The following is a 15,793-nucleotide window of genomic DNA, read 5'->3' as shown; positions in this document are numbered from 1 at the left end:
ACCGATCGGTACCAGTGTCAGCCCGTTCCGTGGACCGTCACGATTCGCTCGTCGCTCGCGTGTGGCGACCGAACGACGATCGGGAAGGTGTCGTCGTTGGTCACGGGGTAGGTTTCGTAGCCGAGCGAGAGCCGCTGGGATTGGCCGGGATTGAGACTCACGCGGAGCGTATCGACTACCTCCGGCGAGTGGCCCACGACGAGCTGGACGTCGTGTCTGCCGGGTTCGCTCCCCACGTTCTCGGCGACGGCGGTCACCGAGAGCCACTCGCCGCCGGTCACCGGCGCGTTCGTCCCGGTGATCGAGACCGCGAACGTCGCCTCGTCTCGTTCCCCGCCGTCGCCGGTATCGTCCCCGCTGCGGCCGTAGACGAGCACCTGCTGTGTGGCGGTATCATCGCTCGTCTCCACGTAGACGGGGAACTCGTCGTTGTTCTCGACGGGATAGGTTTCATACCCCAGCGTGACGGTCGTCGTCTCGCCAGCGCCGACGATCACCCCCTGCATGTCGACCGTCGTCGGGTCGTCCCCAACGACGAGTTCGACGTCACGGCTGGCCGGCCCGTCGGCGGTGTTTTCGAGCGTGGCTGTCACCTCGAGCCGTTCTCCACCCGTCACGGGCGCGTTCGTCTCGAGGCCGGTCACCTCGAGGTGGCCGTGACTCTCGGCGTCGTCGGTCCCGATGACGGTGACGTCGGTCTCCGATGCCGCGTGACGTGTCTCGACGCGAACGGGGAACGTCTGCGTGTTGCGCACGGTTGCCGTCGTGAACTCAAGTTGGACCGTCTCGCTGTTCCCCGCGAACACCTCGACCGTTTCGCTGTCGACGCGCGTGGGGTCGTGGCCGACGATCAGCTCCGGTGCCGCCTCGACGAACGCGTGGTAGGTGGAGTCCCCGTCGATCGCGATTTCTGCGTCGACGACGAGATCGTCACCCGCTCGGACTGGCGCGTTCGTCCCGGTGATCCTCACGTCGCGCACCGCGGCGATCGACGGCCCCTCGGTGCGGGCGACCGACAGTCGGCCGTCGCGACAGGCGACCCACGCCATCATCGGATAGCCGCCGATGAACCAGATCGCGTCGCGACCGGATATCGCGTACGTGACCGTCGCCGTCGCCCCCGACAGCGAAGTGCTGTCGACGTACGTTGCGTTGCGCCCTTCCTGCCAGAAGAGCCGTCGGAGCGCCCCGGATTCGTCGGCCAACGACGCGGTCACTTCGATGTCGTCGCGCACCGTGATCGTGGCGTCCGGTCCCGGATCGCAGGTCGCGTCGACGCTCGGTGGCGCCGGCGCGCTCTCGGTGACCTCGACCAACCAGGTGATCGTCGTTCCGTCGACGGTCACGCCGACCTCGTACGTCCCTGACTCGTCGAACTGACCGGAGGCCGCCGGGTTCCCCGTGACGTACGTGTAACTATAGAACGGATCCGCCGGTGTGACGTCCGGCTCGTTCGATCCGTCGACCTGCCAGTCGGTCGCCCGCGGTTCGACTCCCGGGGTCGCCGCGATTTCGAACCCGATGCCGTCGCCGGGTCGGACGGCCGTCGTGCGCTCCGCCGGGACGACTCGCTCGAGGGTCTGCGTCTGCGCACTCTCGACCCCCGTCGTCGCGATGGCACCCACGCTACTCCCCACTGCCGTAACGTACTCTCGCCGTCGCATACGAGAACAGATGCGGCACAGAACGGTATAGCTAACACAACCTTGGCGAACGGAACGCACTCGAGGAAACGAGTGTTCAGTTCGACGGGGATGTCTGTGGGGACGGGAATCGGCGGCCCGGTCGCTGTGGTCGTTAGCGTCGGTCTGAGCGCGGCGGTACTCGTTCGGACGCCGTCGCCTCGCGCGGTCCAACGCGTGTCTCGAAAGGGTTTTTCGGCACGGCCGGTTGCATACTGACAAATGGGGCTCGAGGATGAAATCGAGGAAATCGAGGACGAAATAGCCAATACGCCCTACAACAAGTCGACGGAGGCCCACATCGGCCGGCTGAAGTCGAAGCTCGCGGAGAAGAAAGAGAAACTCGAGACGCAGCAGTCCGGATCGGGCGGTGGCGGCGGGTATTCCGTCGAAAAACACGGCGACGCGACGGTCGCGCTGGTGGGGTTCCCGAGTGTCGGCAAGTCGTCGCTGCTGAACTCGCTGACCAACGCCGAGAGCGAAACCGGCTCCTACGAGTTCACGACGCTGGACGTCAACCCGGGGATGCTCAACCACCGCGGCGCGAACATTCAAATGCTCGACGTGCCGGGGCTGATCGAGGGCGCGGCGGCGGGCAAAGGCGGCGGTCAGCAGGTGCTGGCGGTCGTCCGCAACGCCGACCTCATCATCTACATGCTCTCGGTGTTCGAGATCGAGCAGTACGACCGGCTCCAGGAAGAGCTCTACGACATCAACATCCGCGTCGATCAGGAGCCCCCGCAGGTCACGGTCCGGCCGAAGATCAAAGACGGTATCAAGATCACCTCGAGCACCGACCAGGACCTGGACGAAGAGACGATCAAGCAGGTCATCCGCGAGCACGGCTACGTCAACGCCGTCGTCAACCTGCAAGAGAACGTCTCCATCGACCGGCTGGTCGACGGGCTGATGGAGAATCGGGAGTACATCCCCTCGATCACCTGCGTCAACAAGGTCGATCTGATCGATCCCGGCTACAAGGAGACGGTCGACGAGGAGCTACGTCAGCGCGACTTAGACCCCGAGGAGGTGACCTTTATCAGCGCCGAGGAGGAGAAGGGCCTCGACGTGCTCAAGGATCGGATCTGGGAGCGACTCGGCCTCATTCGGGTCTACATGGAGAAGCCCGGCCGCGGCATCGACTGGGAGGAACCGCTCGTGGTCCAGCGGGGAACAACCGTCGGCGAGGCCATCGAGAAACTCGGCGGCGAGATGGAAGAGCGGTTCCGCTTCGCCCGGGTCACCGGCCCCAGCGCGGCCCACGATCAACAGCAGGTCGGGAAAGATCACGTCCTCGAGGACGAGGACGTGCTGAAGCTGATTCTGCGTCGGTAACCGGGCGGTATCGGACGATTCGAGAGCGACGAAATCGTGCCTTACCTGCTATCGGTATTCAACCGGGCATAGTCGGTGAATAGACACTATTCGGATCGGAACGATCAAGAATATCCGGCAGCCCGAAGACTAGGTAGCTATGGTTGATTTCGGGTGGCTCTCGCAGCTGATTGAGTCCGGGGCGCTCTCACTCGTGCCGCCGGTGCTCGCGATCGTCCTCGCGATCGTAACCCGTCGGCCGATGCTCTCCCTGTTTCTGGGCATCTGGTCGGGGGCGATCATCCACACCGAGGGCCTCGGCATCGCACAGACCTTCGACTGGATCGTCAGCGCGATCATCGTCGACGACGGCTTTCACGTCCAGATTCTCCTCTTTACGCTGCTGCTGGGCTCCGGCGTCGCGCTCATCTGGCGGCTCGGTGGCGCGATCGCCGTCCGCCAGTGGGCGACCGAACACCTCGAGTCCCAGCGGGCCGTCGGGCTGACCACGTGGGGCCTGGGACTCGCCATGTTCTTCGACGACTACGCCAACACGGCCATTGTCGGGAGTACGATGCGCGAGATATCCGACGAGTTGCGGGTCTCCCGCGAGAAGCTCGCGTACATCGTCGACTCGACGGCCGCGCCCGTCGCGACGCTTGGCATCTCGAGTTGGGTCGCGTTTCAGCTGTCGCTGATCAGCAGCGCCTACGAGGACATGGGCGTCGCGGACGAGGCACCGACGGCGTTCGCGACGTTCGTGGGCTCGATTCCCTACAACACCTATGCGCTGCTGGCGATCGTCATGGTCGGGATCGTCGTCTACACCGGCCGGGACTACGGCGAGATGCTGGATGCCGAGCATCGGTCACGGACGACGGGGGCGGTCAACCGCGAGGGCGCACAGCCGCTCCAGAAGGTCGAGGAAGATCTGGGGGTGCCGATCGACGACCGGCCGATGCTCCGAACGTTCTTCGCGCCCGTCGTCGTCCTGATCGCAGTGACGCTCGGCGGCGCGTTCTGGACCGGGTACCAGTCGTGGCTCTCGAGCCAGGCCGAGGCGGGAGCGCCGACGGCGGTCGGTGCCGCCGTGGACGACACGGGGCTCACGCAGGTGCTGATCGACATCGTCGGTGCGGGCGACTTCGCGACGGCGCTGATCTGGGGCTCGTTCGCCATGGTCGCTTCGGCGATCGCGATCGGACTGGCCTACGGCCTGTTCGATATCGGCGACGGCGTCGATACTGTCATCGACGGCTTCGGTATCATGCTGACGGCGGTGACGATCCTCGTGCTCGCGTGGACGATCAGCAGCGTCGCGGAGACGCTCGGCACCGGCGAATTCGTCGCGAGCGTCGCCGAACCCTACATCACGGCTGAGTTGCTCCCCGTTCTCGTCCTGTTCGTCGCCGCGTTCGTCGCGTTCACCATGGGGTCGTCCTGGGCGACGATGGGACTCGTGACGCCCATCGCCATCCAGGTCGCCTACGAGTTCGGGACCGGGTTCGAACTCGTACCGGTCGCCGTCGGAGCCGTCTTCTCCGGGGCGATCTTCGGCGATCACGCCTCGCCGATCTCCGACACGACGGTGCTTTCGGCGACGTTCAGCGGCGCTGACCTGATCGATCACGTCCGCACGCAACTGCCCTACGCCCTGACCGTCTTCGGCGTGGTCGTCGGCTGTTACCTGCTCAACGGCTACCTCGGCGTGCCGCCGATCGTCTTCCTGCCCCTGGGGGTCGTCGCTCTCGTCGGACTCGTCGTCGGCCTCTCGAGACTCGACGCCGACCGAAAGGGGCTCGAGCCGGTCCCGACGAACCCGGCCGCCGACCTCGCCGAACGAGACGCCGAGGTCGACGCCGATTCGACCGAGCGGTCCGGCTAGACCGCCGCCTTCGCCAATTTTTTGGAGCGCGCAGGCGTCCGTTCGCGTATGGACGGAACGCTCGATCACACGATGATCCGCGTCGCTGACCTCGAGGAATCGCTCGAGTGGTATCAGACCCATCTCGAGTACGAGGAGAAGGATCGCTTCGAGGGCGACGACTTCACCATCGTCTACCTCGGGCCGGAAGACGTGCACGAGGACGGGGCGATGCTCGAGATTACACACAACGACGGCGAGGAGCCCGAGGTCGGTGACGCCTGGGGCCACATCGCGGTCCGGGTTCCGGAGGGCGAACTCGAGGACTACTACCAGCAGCTGCTGGACGAGGGCGTCGAGGACTACCGCGACCCCGAGTCCTGCGGTGGGAGCTACGCCTTCGTCAAAGACCCCGACGGCCACGAGATCGAGATCGTCCAGCGCGACCCCGACGAGGGCGCGCTGTGGTCGCTCGATCACACCATGATCCGCGTCGAGGACGCCGACGAGGCGCTGGGCTTCTGGACCCGAAAGTTCGAGTACGACGAGGTCGGCCGCTGGGAGTCCGACACCTTCGCGAACTACTTCGTCGAACCCGAAGACGCCGCCCCCGAGGCGATGTCCGTCGAACTCACCTACAACTACGACGGCCGCAGCTACGAGATGGGCGACGCCTGGGGCCACCTCTGTCTCCGCATCGACGACCTCGAGGAGGACTGGGAGCGGCTCATGACGCGGGAAGCCGCGGACTACCGCGATCCCGAGAGCTGCGATAACATGTACGCGTTCACGAAAGACCAGGACGGACACGAAATCGAACTCATCGAGCGCGACCTCGAGGCCGACTCGCTGTTCCCGTTCTAGACGAGATTCTCGTTCTCCGCTCGCTTACCCACCGATCCCGTCGGTCAGTGCAGCGGTGCCACGGAGTCGCGGACTGAATCGGGAGAAGCGTCTCGAGTGGCTCTCGAACCCGTCACACGCCAGTAGAGGGCAGCGTCTCCTGCGTGGGCGGCTCGTGGTGGTCGGGAACCGCCGTCGTCCGTTCGAACTCGTCGAGCCCCTCGAGGGACGCACAGTTGTTGTAGCGATCGGCGGTGTAGTCGGTGAACTCGCCGGATTCGAACGCGGCTCGGAGCTCCTGACAGTGATCGCGGACGGTCACGTCGGCCCCGTAGCCGAGCGCGTCGGCGATCCGATCGAAGGCGACCCGGTAACTTCGGTCGTCCGTCCGATCGTCGTGATACTCGATTGTGGCGTCGGGGAAGCAGTCGGAGACGATCGTCGCGAGTTCGTCGATCCGGTAATTCTGTAGCGTCGACCCGACGTTGAAGACGGTATCCCCGACGTCCTCGATGGGCGCAGTCAGGCAATCGACGTAGGCGCGTGCGGCGTCGTCGACGTGGACGTTCGGCCGATACTGATCGCCGCCGAAGACGGGAATGACTCCCTCGTGGTAGGCCTTGGCGGGCAGCACGTTCCCGACGAGATCGAATCGCATTCTGGGCGAGCGACCGTAGATCGTCGCCATCCGGAGAATCGTCGGCGAGAAGTTCCCATCGGCGAAGGAACGAAGTACTTGTTCGGACTGGATCTTCAACCGGGCGTACAGCGAGACGGGGTTGAGCGGCGCGTCTTCGGTGCAGCGCCCGTGGTCGGCTTCGGCCCGCCCGTAGACGCTACAGGAGGACGCGAACAGGAAGCGATTGATCTGATAGTACTTGCACAGCGACGCCAGCAACTGCGTCGAGTGATAGTTGTACTCGAGGGTCTTCTGCGGATCGAGTTCGGAGGCGGGGTCGCCGACGATGCCGCCGAGGTGGACGACGGCGTCCACTCCCGCGACCGCGTCGACGACCGTCTCGACCGATCGGGCGTCGCCCCGGATCACCGAGAATCGATCGAGCTCGAGGAGGTCGGCGATTCCGGAATCACCGTACAACAGCGGATCGAGCACGCGGACGTCGAACCCGTCGTCGAGCAGTTGGCGGCAGAGAACGGATCCCAGATACCCCGCACCGCCGACCACGAGGACCGTCTGGACGGCAGTCGGATCGATTCCCCCATCGTGCGGTCGGTCGTCGTCGGCCACCGCGGCCACGTCGACGCCGCCGTCCCCGTCGACGACCGGGACCACGCTGGAGCCGGTCCGGTTACGTTCCATCGCGAATCCGATCCGGTCTCCCGTCGTTGCAGTGCCGGTCCGATCCCCCGCCGTCGCGTCGGGTCGATCCCCACTCGCCGCGGACCCGTTTCGATCGGCCTCAGTCTTCGAACTCGGCAGTCCGCCGATCCGACGACTCGTTTCGTCCGCATCGAGGACGGTCGGATCGTCGTCAACGACGGCCGACAGCGGCGTCTCCAGTGCGATCCCCGAACGAAGTTTCCGTCTGAGACGGTCGTTCGTCGCGGTCCCGACGAGCCGATTCTCCTCGTCGACGACGACGATACCTCCCGATCCGGAGCGATCGATCCGGGCCATCGCGTCGCGGATCGACATCCCTTCGTCTGCTGTGACTGGCCATCTCATGGTTGCGTTATCGACTGCCGTCCGTGGTCGGTCGGACACCGACGCCGACACGGCTTGTTCAGTCTACCCTGACGGTACCCCTTTGTTATGGATACGTTTTGATAGCAAAACGGCCGCCAACGGACACGGTTTCGGTCCGAATCGGCCGGAACGATCGAACCGCTCGAGCGGCGATCGAATTCATTTCGACCCGGCGTCTCACTTCGACCCGTCATCTCACTTCGGCCGGGCGTCTCGAGCCTCGAGACGCGGCGCAGTAGACCGTCCGCGTTCGATGCCCGCGCTGACGCCGGCGACGATCCGATCGACCTCCGCGGAGCGCAACTCGGGATGAATCGGGAGGGAAAGCACGCGACCGGCCACGTCCTCGGTAACCGGCAGCGACGCCGACTCGCCGTTCTCCTCGCTGTAGGCCTCCGTCTGGTGGGCGGCGGGTTCCCAGTAGACTTTCGACGCGATCTCTCGCTCGGTCAGGGTGTCGATAACGACCGATCGATCGATATCCGCCTCGAGCGTGACCGTATACAGCTGATAGACGTGCCGGCCGCGACCGGCGGCCGCGTGCGGTTCGATACCGGGAACGTCGGCGAGTCCCGCCGACAACTGTTCGGCCGCGCGTCGCCGGCCGGCGATGTTAGCCTCCACCTTCTCGAGTTGGGCGCACCCGATGCTCGCGACGAGATCGGACATCCGGACGTTCGTCCCGACGCCGACGTACTCGCCGCTGTCGGCCGACTGGAAGTACTCGTCCGACGCACGACCGTGGGATCGATACCGTTTGACCCGACGGGCGATCCCATTGTCGTCGGTGACGACAGCACCACCCTCGCCCGTCGGAAGGATCTTGTTCTGGCAGAAGCTCAACGCTGCGGATTCCCCGAACGTCCCCAGGAGTTTCCCCTCGTAATCGGCCCCGAACGCCTCGGCCGCGTCCTCGATCAGCGGGATATCGGCGTCGGCGGCCAACTCGGTGAGTGCGTCGATCTCGCAGGCGGCACCGTAGGGGTGGACGGGAACGATCGCGGCCGTCTCGTCGGACATCGCGTCGGCGACGGCGTCCGGGTCGAGCCCGTAGGCAGCGCGCTGGATGTCCGCGAACACCGGGCGCGCACCGACCCGTCGTACGGCGTTCGCCGTCGCGATGAACGTAAACGAGGGGACGATCACCTCGTCGCCCTCACCGACGCCGTGAGCGGTCAGCGCGGCAACCAGTGCAGTCGTTCCCGAACTGACCGTCACCGCGTGTTCGACGCCGAGATACTCCTCGAGGCCCGCTTCGAACACCTCGACGTACGGCCCGTTCGCCCAGTGGCTCCCTCGAGTGATCGAATCGACGGCGTTGGCCACGTCCCGCTGGCCCCACGGAATTTCGAATAACGGTATCGAATCGCTCATCGACTCGTCCGTCATCGAGCGATGAATTAAGTAGACGTTCGTTACCGTCCGGAAAACTGGTGTTTCGTCGGCCCCTACTTGAGCGCTCGAACTCAGAGTTCGGGGATCGGAACGACGACGACCGGCCGGGTCGCGCCCTCGAGGAGCCGTCGCGCGGTCGAACCGAGTTCGCGCGTCGCATCGGGATCGCCGCCGTGTGCGCCGATGACGATTTCGTCGACGTCGTACTCCCTCGCTGCCTCGGCGAGCGTGTCCGCGGGGGGACCGGAGCGGCGCTCGGTCGCGACGTCGCCGACGGTAGCGAGTCGAACGGGAGCCACGTTCAGCGCTTCGTCGCCGTCGCGGCGCGCCGTTGGATCGTCGGCCGGAACGACCGCGATCGCGGTCACGGTGTCGTCGCCCGTCGCTCGCTCGTCGAGATAGTCACAGATCGCCGCCGTCGTGTGGACGGAGTCGGTTCCCGCGAGATAGTGCATAACGGATCGACGCCGTCGATCTCGAAGAAAGCTCCGGAACGTGACGCCGAGCCGCCGCGGGACGCGGTCGTTTCCGATCCGGAAGGACGCCGTATTTTCCGACCCAGAAAACGCGCTCGCATCACTAATACGACGGCACTGTCACGAACGCACGGGGGACGAGAGAGGCCATTCCCACACGCCTCGGTGGTCCCCCGGACTTCCCTGAATCCGATCGTCCCAGGGGTCGCGACGCACGTCCCACGCCGTCCCGCAATCCCCCTCCCGCGGGACCGCGTTGCGTCGGCCGCCCCTTCTCGCTGCCGGCAGGATTCGACCGTCGGTGGCTCGCTTCGGCCCGCTCCCGTCGCTCGCGGTACTGAAATCCCGTTGGCCCGATTCGCTTCTCGACGGTACTGTCGTCCGCTACTGGTGACCGTACTCTCGGCGCTGCCGTCAGTGATGACCCGTACTTCCCACGGTGTCGTCAATGATGCCCGTACAACGAATAGGTGATCGCAACGAGACCGAGCAGCCGGCTCACGTTCTCGAGTAGCGCGATGACGACCTGCTCGGGATCAACGAGCGTCGTGACCACGACGTTGAGCAGGAACGGGAACAGCGTCAACAGGAGGAGCCCGAGCGCGAGATACAGCATGGAGCGGGCGCCGTTCCGGCGATACCCACGGTAGGCCTGATAGGCGATGAGCGTCCCGAAGAGCGCGACGAGGAAGAGACTCGCGACGGTCAACAGTTCGAACACTGTCGCTTCGTCGACCCGCACGACGTTCCGACTCATCGCATCCCCTCCCACATACGCGTGAACTTGTCAGCGACGTCTTCCTCGCGGTAGGTCAACTCCAGAGAGAACGAGCCCTCGTCCAGCGACAGTTCCAGCCGGTCGAGGTTCGCACTGTAGACGCTGTAGTGGTTGCCGTCCGGCGCGAGTTCCGTCTCTTCGGTAACGAGGTGACACTCCTCGAGTCGGTCGAGTCGCCGATAGATCGTCGGGAGGGAGGCGTCACACCGTTCGCTCAGGGTACTGGCAGACATGGGTTCGACGCTCGTATGGGTGAGGATTTCACGTGCGTACTCGTCGTCGAGCACCGCGAGCAGCGTCGACAAGTCGGTGTCCTCACTCACTGGTATAGTTGTTCGTTTCGGTATAACTATGAAAAGCGGTCCGGTTTTTCTGGGTGAGAAAAGACTCCTGAACCCGTCGTGGCCACCAACGAGAGCTCGGCGTGCTCAGGCGGTGTCAGCGTCCGCGTCCGTATCGGCGTCGCCAGTGTTCATCGCCCAGACCGCGAGCAAACTCGGCAGGACGAGAATGCTCGCGAGGAACGCGTATCCGATCGCGACGCTCGTGATGATGCCAAAGCGCTGGAGCGACGGGACGAGCGCGAGCACGCCGAACCCGGCCGCGGTCGTCGTGGCGCTGGCCAGCAACGCGCCGCCGGTTCCGCGCACCGTCCGTCGAAGTGACGCGATGTGATCGCTGCCGCCGCCGCGGTACTCCTCGAGGAACCGTTCGCCGATACGGATGGCGTAGTCGACGCCGATCCCGATCCCGATCACGGCGATGATGGCCGTTTCGGGCGTGAACGCGATCCCCCCGCATCTCGTCCGTGACGGTTCCGGTATCCGCCCCGCCGGAGAGCCCCACCGAGAGACGGAGCGCTCGATACTCGCCGTCGTCGCGGTGGATCGTCGCTTTGGCCGCGTTCGAGAGGAAGCCGACGGACGGCGATACTGTCGCCGAAGAAGCGATGTGGACGGCCGGGAGCAGTATCGGCCGGATTTTAGCGCAATTCATGCAGTCCGGGATCGAGTCCGGCAAGAACCGGTACTCGTAGCGAGCGGCGTTCGCTCGACCGTGAAGTTTTGTATACCGGAATGCAGTTTATGGCCCAGTTCAGAGAGGAATCGAGCCGTCCTCAGGGGCGGTCGACCGCCCACTCGAGCCAGCCGAACAACCGCTCGAGCAACCGATCCTCGCCAGCCCGCGAAAATCGGTGGCCTTCGCCCGCGAATCGCTCTACGAGGACATCGTTCCTCAGTCGCTGAGCGGCGTCGAAGCTATCGGCGGGATCGACGACACCGTCATCCCCGCCGTGGAAGATCGCGACCGGAACCGATAGCGTCGACGCGACGTCGTCGAATGGATACCGCTCGAGGTGGTCGAAGAACCGCCGGTCGAGGCGCTCGCCGGTGTCGAAGATTACCTCGCCCTCGCGTTCGACCGTCGCACGATACTCGTCGAACGTCTCGGTGGTCGTCACCGGCGCTCGCGTAGCGATCGCTTCGACTCGGTCATCGGCTGCTCCGGCGTGGAACGCGACTTTCCCGCCGAAACTCGAGCCGAACAGGGCGTACGAGTCGGGATCGAAGTAATCGACGACGCGACGGAGATCGGTCAATCGAGCCTCGAGCGTCGACTCGACGAACTCACCGTCCGATTCACCGCAGCCGCGACAGTCGAATCGAACCGCGTTGTAACCGGCCGCGACCGCGCGGCGAGATCGCTGCTCGTAGCTGCCGGATTTGTCGCTCCGGAGGCCGTGACAAAAGACGAGCCAGTCGTCGGACGGTGCCTCGTGATGGACGGCCGCAAGTTCCGGTGGATTTCGTCCCGCTGCCGCGGTTTCGATCCGGATTCGGTGTCTGTCTGGCATTCATCTCCCACTGACGACCCCAGCTTCCTTGACAGCGATGTTCCCGTGCGAGACGACTGGACTGATCGACGCTCGAGCGCGTCGGCCGAACCCAACGGACGTGACCCACCGAGACGGACGACCTCGAGCGAGCCGCGAGGAGCGGCTCAGGGACGGACGAACCCCTGGGTCGAAGCGTTCGAACCCCCATCGCTGTGAATACGGGTCGGAGAGAGCCCCACTTACCAGACGACCGTGATATCGACCAACAGCGGCTCTCTTCCCGGTTTCAGGTGACCGGGCGAGACTTCCTGTGCATCTGTCGACGCCGAACCTTGCTGCCGACAAACGAGTCGATCCGTGGTCTCCCCAAAGCGGCCTCCGTCGGACCCCTCGCACGACGATACCTCGCGCTCGACGTACCGATCGACTCCCGGTCTCCGGCGAACCGTTTTTGCACTTCGAGAGAGTCGGTTCCGCTATGACCCACACCACCTACCGGTTGCGTGTGGTGCACACCTCGAGTTCAAACACGACCTCGAGAAGGAGTCCGGAATGACGACGCCGACCTGGAAGTGTACGGACTGCGGGACGCCAGTGCCGGGAATGACCGCCGAGAAGATCCGACATCAGGATCCGTCCTGAGAGATGGTCGGAGTCGATGAGTATTAGAAAGTGCCTTCATTCGCGACCCGGTCACTGTGATTCTGTGATCCGTAGCGACAGCGTTTCGTTCCGATGGCAGTCGCTCGCGCTGCTCGCCGCATCGCCGCCGGACAGCTCCCGTGAGTCGACTCTCCCCACCTCATAAATCGTATAACGCTATATGAAATCACCTTCTGTGCGCGATCAGTGTGAATTCCTGTCTGCTCGTCGGTCCATATCGAAGGACGACTGAGAATACGTGCGCTTACTCCACGATCGCGGCGGAAAGGCGGTCTCGAAGGGGTTCAAATATCTCGAAACAGATGGCCGATCCCAGTGCTGTCCGGCCAGATCGACACGGCGGGATTCGATACCACGCGCTGAGAACGGTCGCGATCGCTGTGAGAAGCGAGACCAGTGAAAAACGTTCGCATGGGAATTTTCCAGTTCAGGTATAGACAGAAATTATAATCGGCTTTCACGGCAGGGAGTATCCCCGAACGTACAGATGTCCGATACCACCGACGAGAGGCGAACCGATCATCCGGACACGAGCGGCTCCGCGCTCCGCCGACGGTCGTTCATCGTCGCGGCGGGCGCGTCAGCGACGGGAGTGGTCGGCACTGCCGGTGCATTTCCCGGTCGCGGGAGAGAGACCGACGGTGCCGACGATCGGCGAGACGACGAGCGAGACGGAGATCGATTCCTCGATCGCACGACCGATCCGGACCTGATCGCTCACCGCGGGTTCGCCGGGCTGTACCCCGAAAACACCGTTGGCGCTGTCGAGGCCGCGGCCCGCGGCGGGCAATCATCGTACGCGCCGTCCCGGGGTGCGGACATGATCGAGATCGACGTCGTCCCGACGGCCGACGGCGACGTCGTCGTCTTCCACGACGACCGGCTCGCGGAACGCGACGGCGGCGATCGCGGACTCACGGACACTGCGGGCGTCGTCTGGGAGACGGACACGGAGACCGTCACGAGCGCCGATGTCCTCGAGAGCGGGGAGACCGTCCCTCGCCTTCGGACCGTGCTTGAGGCGATCCCGAGTCACGTCGGCGTCAACGTCGAACTGAAGAATCCGGGCTCGTTCGACGTCCGGTTCGCCGAATCGCTTTCGGGGGACGACCTCGAGACACAGAAAGCGATCTGGCACCCGTTCGTCGCGCGAGTGCTCGCGGTCGTCGACGACTTCGATCACGAGGTCCTCTATTCGTCGTTCTACGAGGCGGCGCTGGCGACGACCCGCGACGCATCGGACTCTGCGGTCGCACCGCTGCTCTGGAACTCCGTTCGGGACGGCGTCGAAATCGCTCGACGGTACGACGCCGAGGCGATCCATCCGCCCTATCACATGATTCGGGGGACGCCGTTCTACGCCGACCAACACTACGAGGACGACACGGGCTGGTCCGATATCGACCTCCTCGATGTGGCCCACGAGGAAGGTCGGGACGTGAACGTCTTCACGCTCGAGACGTGGTACCAGGCGGAGCGGCTCGCAGCGGTCGGCGTCGACGGGCTCATCAGCGATCACGCTGACGTCCTCCGATTCGGCGCGACGAACTGAATCTCGCTCGCTGCGTCGTTGCGCTGTTGAATCGCTGCGTCGTTGTGTTGTTGAATCGCCCCGTCGTTGCATCGATAGCGTTCCGGAACCGGTACTCGATCCACTTTTTTCAGATTACGCGTGACCGAAACACAGATTTAGGGCGGGGGAACAGTATCACACGAACGGATGATACGTGGTATCGCCCCCGCGGTCCGGCCTGAGCGTCCCGACGGCTCACTCGAGCGACCGGAGAGCGATCCGCGCCCGAACCGACGACCGGCCGCGGTCGCTCGAGCGGTTCGACGGCGGGTGATCAGCCCGTGACCGAAGTGGCGGTCACGGACGCGGTCGACGCCTACCTGCAGCGGAAAGCCGTCGGCGATCCGGACGGCTCGGGTGCCGGAGCGTACGCGTCCAACGCGGAATCGATCCTCCGCCGGTGGGCCGACTGGCTCGAGCGGGACCACGGACTGACCTCGCTGTTCGCACTCGAGGTCGAACACATGCGCGCGTACGCCGAAGAACTCCGGCGCAAAACCGGTCGCGGCGAGTACACAGCCTCGACCGCCGGAACGTACTACGCGGTCGTCCGGGCGTTCCTCTCGTGGTGCGTCCGCGGTGGGATCCTCGCGGACAATCCCGCCGCGACCGACCGCGCGGAGGCCGCGCTACCGACCGCCGACGAGCGACCGACGAGCGATTTCTGGACCGCGCGACAGCGTCGCGACCTCGAATGCTACGTCCGCGAACGGGCGCTCGATACCGGTCAGTCGATGCGCGAGCGACGCAGTCGACTGCGCGAGTACGCGATGGTTGCCGTCCTCGCCCACTCGACGGTCCGCGGCGCGGAGCTGTTCCGGGTCCCCGACGACGATCGCCGGGCGGGTGCAACGTGGGACGACGTCGATTTCTATACGGGGACGATCCGCGTCCTCGGGAAGTCCCAGCGACTCGAGGACGTTCCCCTCCCCGCCCGCGCCCGGACGCCGTTGCGACGCTACCGGGTCGTCCTCGATCCGCCGTCGAACGACTGGCCGCTGTTCCCGACGGCCCACGCGCCGTCGATCGCCGGTCGCGTGCGGTCCGTGCTGCGCGATCGAGGGTACGACGAGGAGACGATCGAGTCCCTGCTCGAGGACGCGACGGCGACGGAACTCGCTCGCGAGCGCTCGATCGCGCCGCCGGCGATCACCACCGAGGGGGCGCGGTCGGTGTTGCGCCGGCTCTGCGAGGGGGCCGGGATCGACGTCGACGGCGACTATCTGACGCCGCGGGGCGTCCGCCGAGATCGATCGGGGGCGTCGTACCGACAGGAGGCGACGGCGTCGAAGCCGACGCTTCGGGCGTCGGTGCTCGAGCAGTCGATCGTCGTTCCGGACTCCCAGTCCACGGTAGTGGATGCCGAGCCGGTCGAGGGAGACGAGTCGACGGAGACGGACTGAGCGGATATGGGCGATCGTTCTATCGTGTGTTTGTATTCGATGTTGGCGATTTTCTGTCGATCCGTCTATCACGGACAAGAGTGAATGGGAACGATCTGGCCCAAGGGTGAAAATGACGACAGAGTGAGCGTTCCGCTATCGTGGCGGCGCGGGATTTCCACACCCTCCCCAACCGATTCGCTCGCTCCTATTGTCGCTCGCTCATCCCTCGCACAGTATCGTCAGCTGACCTCACTCTCGTTCGGCCAGCCGACAGC

The 15,793-nt window shown here is 64.9% G+C and carries 13 protein-coding genes; 5 read left to right on the top strand and 8 right to left on the bottom strand.

The window, feature by feature from the left end:
* Positions 1-17 precede the first annotated feature (17 nt).
* Positions 18-1,664: a hypothetical protein gene (locus CP556_RS15530; RefSeq protein ID WP_098726434.1), complete on the bottom strand. Its 1,647-nt coding sequence runs from the start codon at positions 1,662-1,664 to the stop codon at positions 18-20.
* Between the two features lie 240 nt (positions 1,665-1,904).
* On the opposite strand from CP556_RS15530, the gene CP556_RS15525 reads away from it, so the two are divergent.
* The 3 genes from CP556_RS15525 to CP556_RS15515 all read left to right on the top strand — a co-directional run bounded on the left by CP556_RS15525 (position 1,905) and on the right by CP556_RS15515 (position 5,724).
* Entirely contained in the window at positions 1,905-3,017 is a 1,113-nt protein-coding gene (locus CP556_RS15525; protein WP_098726433.1) for an OBG GTPase family GTP-binding protein, read from the top strand.
* Between the two features lie 139 nt (positions 3,018-3,156).
* Positions 3,157-4,881 carry a Na+/H+ antiporter NhaC family protein gene (locus CP556_RS15520; protein WP_098726432.1) on the top strand — a complete coding sequence of 575 codons (1,725 nt, stop codon included), beginning with the start codon at positions 3,157-3,159 and terminating at the stop codon, positions 4,879-4,881.
* Positions 4,882-4,929: 48 nt separating this feature from the next.
* On the top strand, positions 4,930-5,724 hold the full coding sequence (locus tag CP556_RS15515) for a VOC family protein (RefSeq protein WP_098726431.1): 795 nt from the start codon (positions 4,930-4,932) through the stop codon (positions 5,722-5,724).
* A gap of 112 nt (positions 5,725-5,836) precedes the next feature.
* On the opposite strand, the gene CP556_RS15510 is transcribed toward CP556_RS15515, so the two are convergent.
* The 7 genes from CP556_RS15510 to CP556_RS15475 all read right to left on the bottom strand — a co-directional run bounded on the left by CP556_RS15510 (position 5,837) and on the right by CP556_RS15475 (position 11,915).
* A complete protein-coding gene (locus CP556_RS15510) occupies positions 5,837-7,390 on the bottom strand; it encodes an NAD-dependent epimerase/dehydratase family protein (protein ID WP_098726430.1) in 1,554 nt (517 codons plus the stop codon).
* 216 nt (positions 7,391-7,606) lie between these two features.
* Positions 7,607-8,785: a DegT/DnrJ/EryC1/StrS family aminotransferase gene (locus CP556_RS15505; RefSeq protein ID WP_098727430.1), complete on the bottom strand. Its 1,179-nt coding sequence runs from the start codon at positions 8,783-8,785 to the stop codon at positions 7,607-7,609.
* Positions 8,786-8,877: 92 nt separating this feature from the next.
* On the bottom strand, positions 8,878-9,261 hold the full coding sequence (locus CP556_RS15500; RefSeq protein WP_098726429.1) for a universal stress protein: 384 nt from the start codon (positions 9,259-9,261) through the stop codon (positions 8,878-8,880).
* 466 nt (positions 9,262-9,727) lie between these two features.
* Positions 9,728-10,039 (bottom strand): DUF7521 family protein, encoded by a 312-nt coding sequence (locus CP556_RS15495; protein WP_098726428.1) that lies wholly within the window; start codon positions 10,037-10,039, stop codon positions 9,728-9,730.
* On the bottom strand, positions 10,036-10,383 hold the full coding sequence (locus CP556_RS15490) for an ArsR/SmtB family transcription factor (protein ID WP_098726427.1): 348 nt from the start codon (positions 10,381-10,383) through the stop codon (positions 10,036-10,038). Before CP556_RS15490 ends, CP556_RS15495 begins: the two co-directional genes overlap by 4 nt.
* A 105-nt stretch (positions 10,384-10,488) precedes the next feature.
* Positions 10,489-10,818, bottom strand: a complete 330-nt coding sequence (locus tag CP556_RS15485) for an MMPL family transporter (protein WP_255291479.1) — start codon at positions 10,816-10,818, stop codon at positions 10,489-10,491.
* A gap of 359 nt (positions 10,819-11,177) precedes the next feature.
* Positions 11,178-11,915 (bottom strand): alpha/beta hydrolase family protein, encoded by a 738-nt coding sequence (locus tag CP556_RS15475; protein ID WP_098726425.1) that lies wholly within the window; start codon positions 11,913-11,915, stop codon positions 11,178-11,180.
* A gap of 1,132 nt (positions 11,916-13,047) precedes the next feature.
* Between CP556_RS15475 and CP556_RS15470 the strand changes: the two genes are divergently transcribed.
* Complete coding sequence (locus tag CP556_RS15470) at positions 13,048-14,112, top strand: glycerophosphodiester phosphodiesterase (protein ID WP_098726424.1); 1,065 nt, start codon at positions 13,048-13,050, stop codon at positions 14,110-14,112.
* Between the two features lie 302 nt (positions 14,113-14,414).
* Positions 14,415-15,536 carry a tyrosine-type recombinase/integrase gene (locus CP556_RS15465; protein WP_098726423.1) on the top strand — a complete coding sequence of 374 codons (1,122 nt, stop codon included), beginning with the start codon at positions 14,415-14,417 and terminating at the stop codon, positions 15,534-15,536.
* Positions 15,537-15,793 lie beyond the last annotated feature (257 nt).

This window comes from Natrinema sp. CBA1119 (assembly GCF_002572525.1).
Taxonomy (GTDB): Archaea; Halobacteriota; Halobacteria; order Halobacteriales; family Natrialbaceae; genus Natrinema.
Note: the sequence above shows the minus strand (reverse complement) of the source record. Positions and strands in the feature narration are given on the sequence as shown.

What these genes read in the sequence shown, in the direction of transcription:
- CP556_RS15505 (WP_098727430.1), bottom strand. Translation starts at nt 8,785, where the DNA reads ATGAGCGATTCGATACCGTTATTCGAAATTCCGTGGGGCCAGCGGGAC.
- CP556_RS15530 (WP_098726434.1), bottom strand. Translation starts at nt 1,664, where the DNA reads ATGCGACGGCGAGAGTACGTTACGGCAGTGGGGAGTAGCGTGGGTGCC.
- CP556_RS15525 (WP_098726433.1), top strand. Translation starts at nt 1,905, where the DNA reads ATGGGGCTCGAGGATGAAATCGAGGAAATCGAGGACGAAATAGCCAAT.
- CP556_RS15470 (WP_098726424.1), top strand. Translation starts at nt 13,048, where the DNA reads ATGTCCGATACCACCGACGAGAGGCGAACCGATCATCCGGACACGAGC.
- CP556_RS15510 (WP_098726430.1), bottom strand. Translation starts at nt 7,390, where the DNA reads ATGAGATGGCCAGTCACAGCAGACGAAGGGATGTCGATCCGCGACGCG.
- CP556_RS15520 (WP_098726432.1), top strand. Translation starts at nt 3,157, where the DNA reads ATGGTTGATTTCGGGTGGCTCTCGCAGCTGATTGAGTCCGGGGCGCTC.
- CP556_RS15500 (WP_098726429.1), bottom strand. Translation starts at nt 9,261, where the DNA reads ATGCACTATCTCGCGGGAACCGACTCCGTCCACACGACGGCGGCGATC.
- CP556_RS15475 (WP_098726425.1), bottom strand. Translation starts at nt 11,915, where the DNA reads ATGCCAGACAGACACCGAATCCGGATCGAAACCGCGGCAGCGGGACGA.
- CP556_RS15495 (WP_098726428.1), bottom strand. Translation starts at nt 10,039, where the DNA reads ATGAGTCGGAACGTCGTGCGGGTCGACGAAGCGACAGTGTTCGAACTG.
- CP556_RS15515 (WP_098726431.1), top strand. Translation starts at nt 4,930, where the DNA reads ATGGACGGAACGCTCGATCACACGATGATCCGCGTCGCTGACCTCGAG.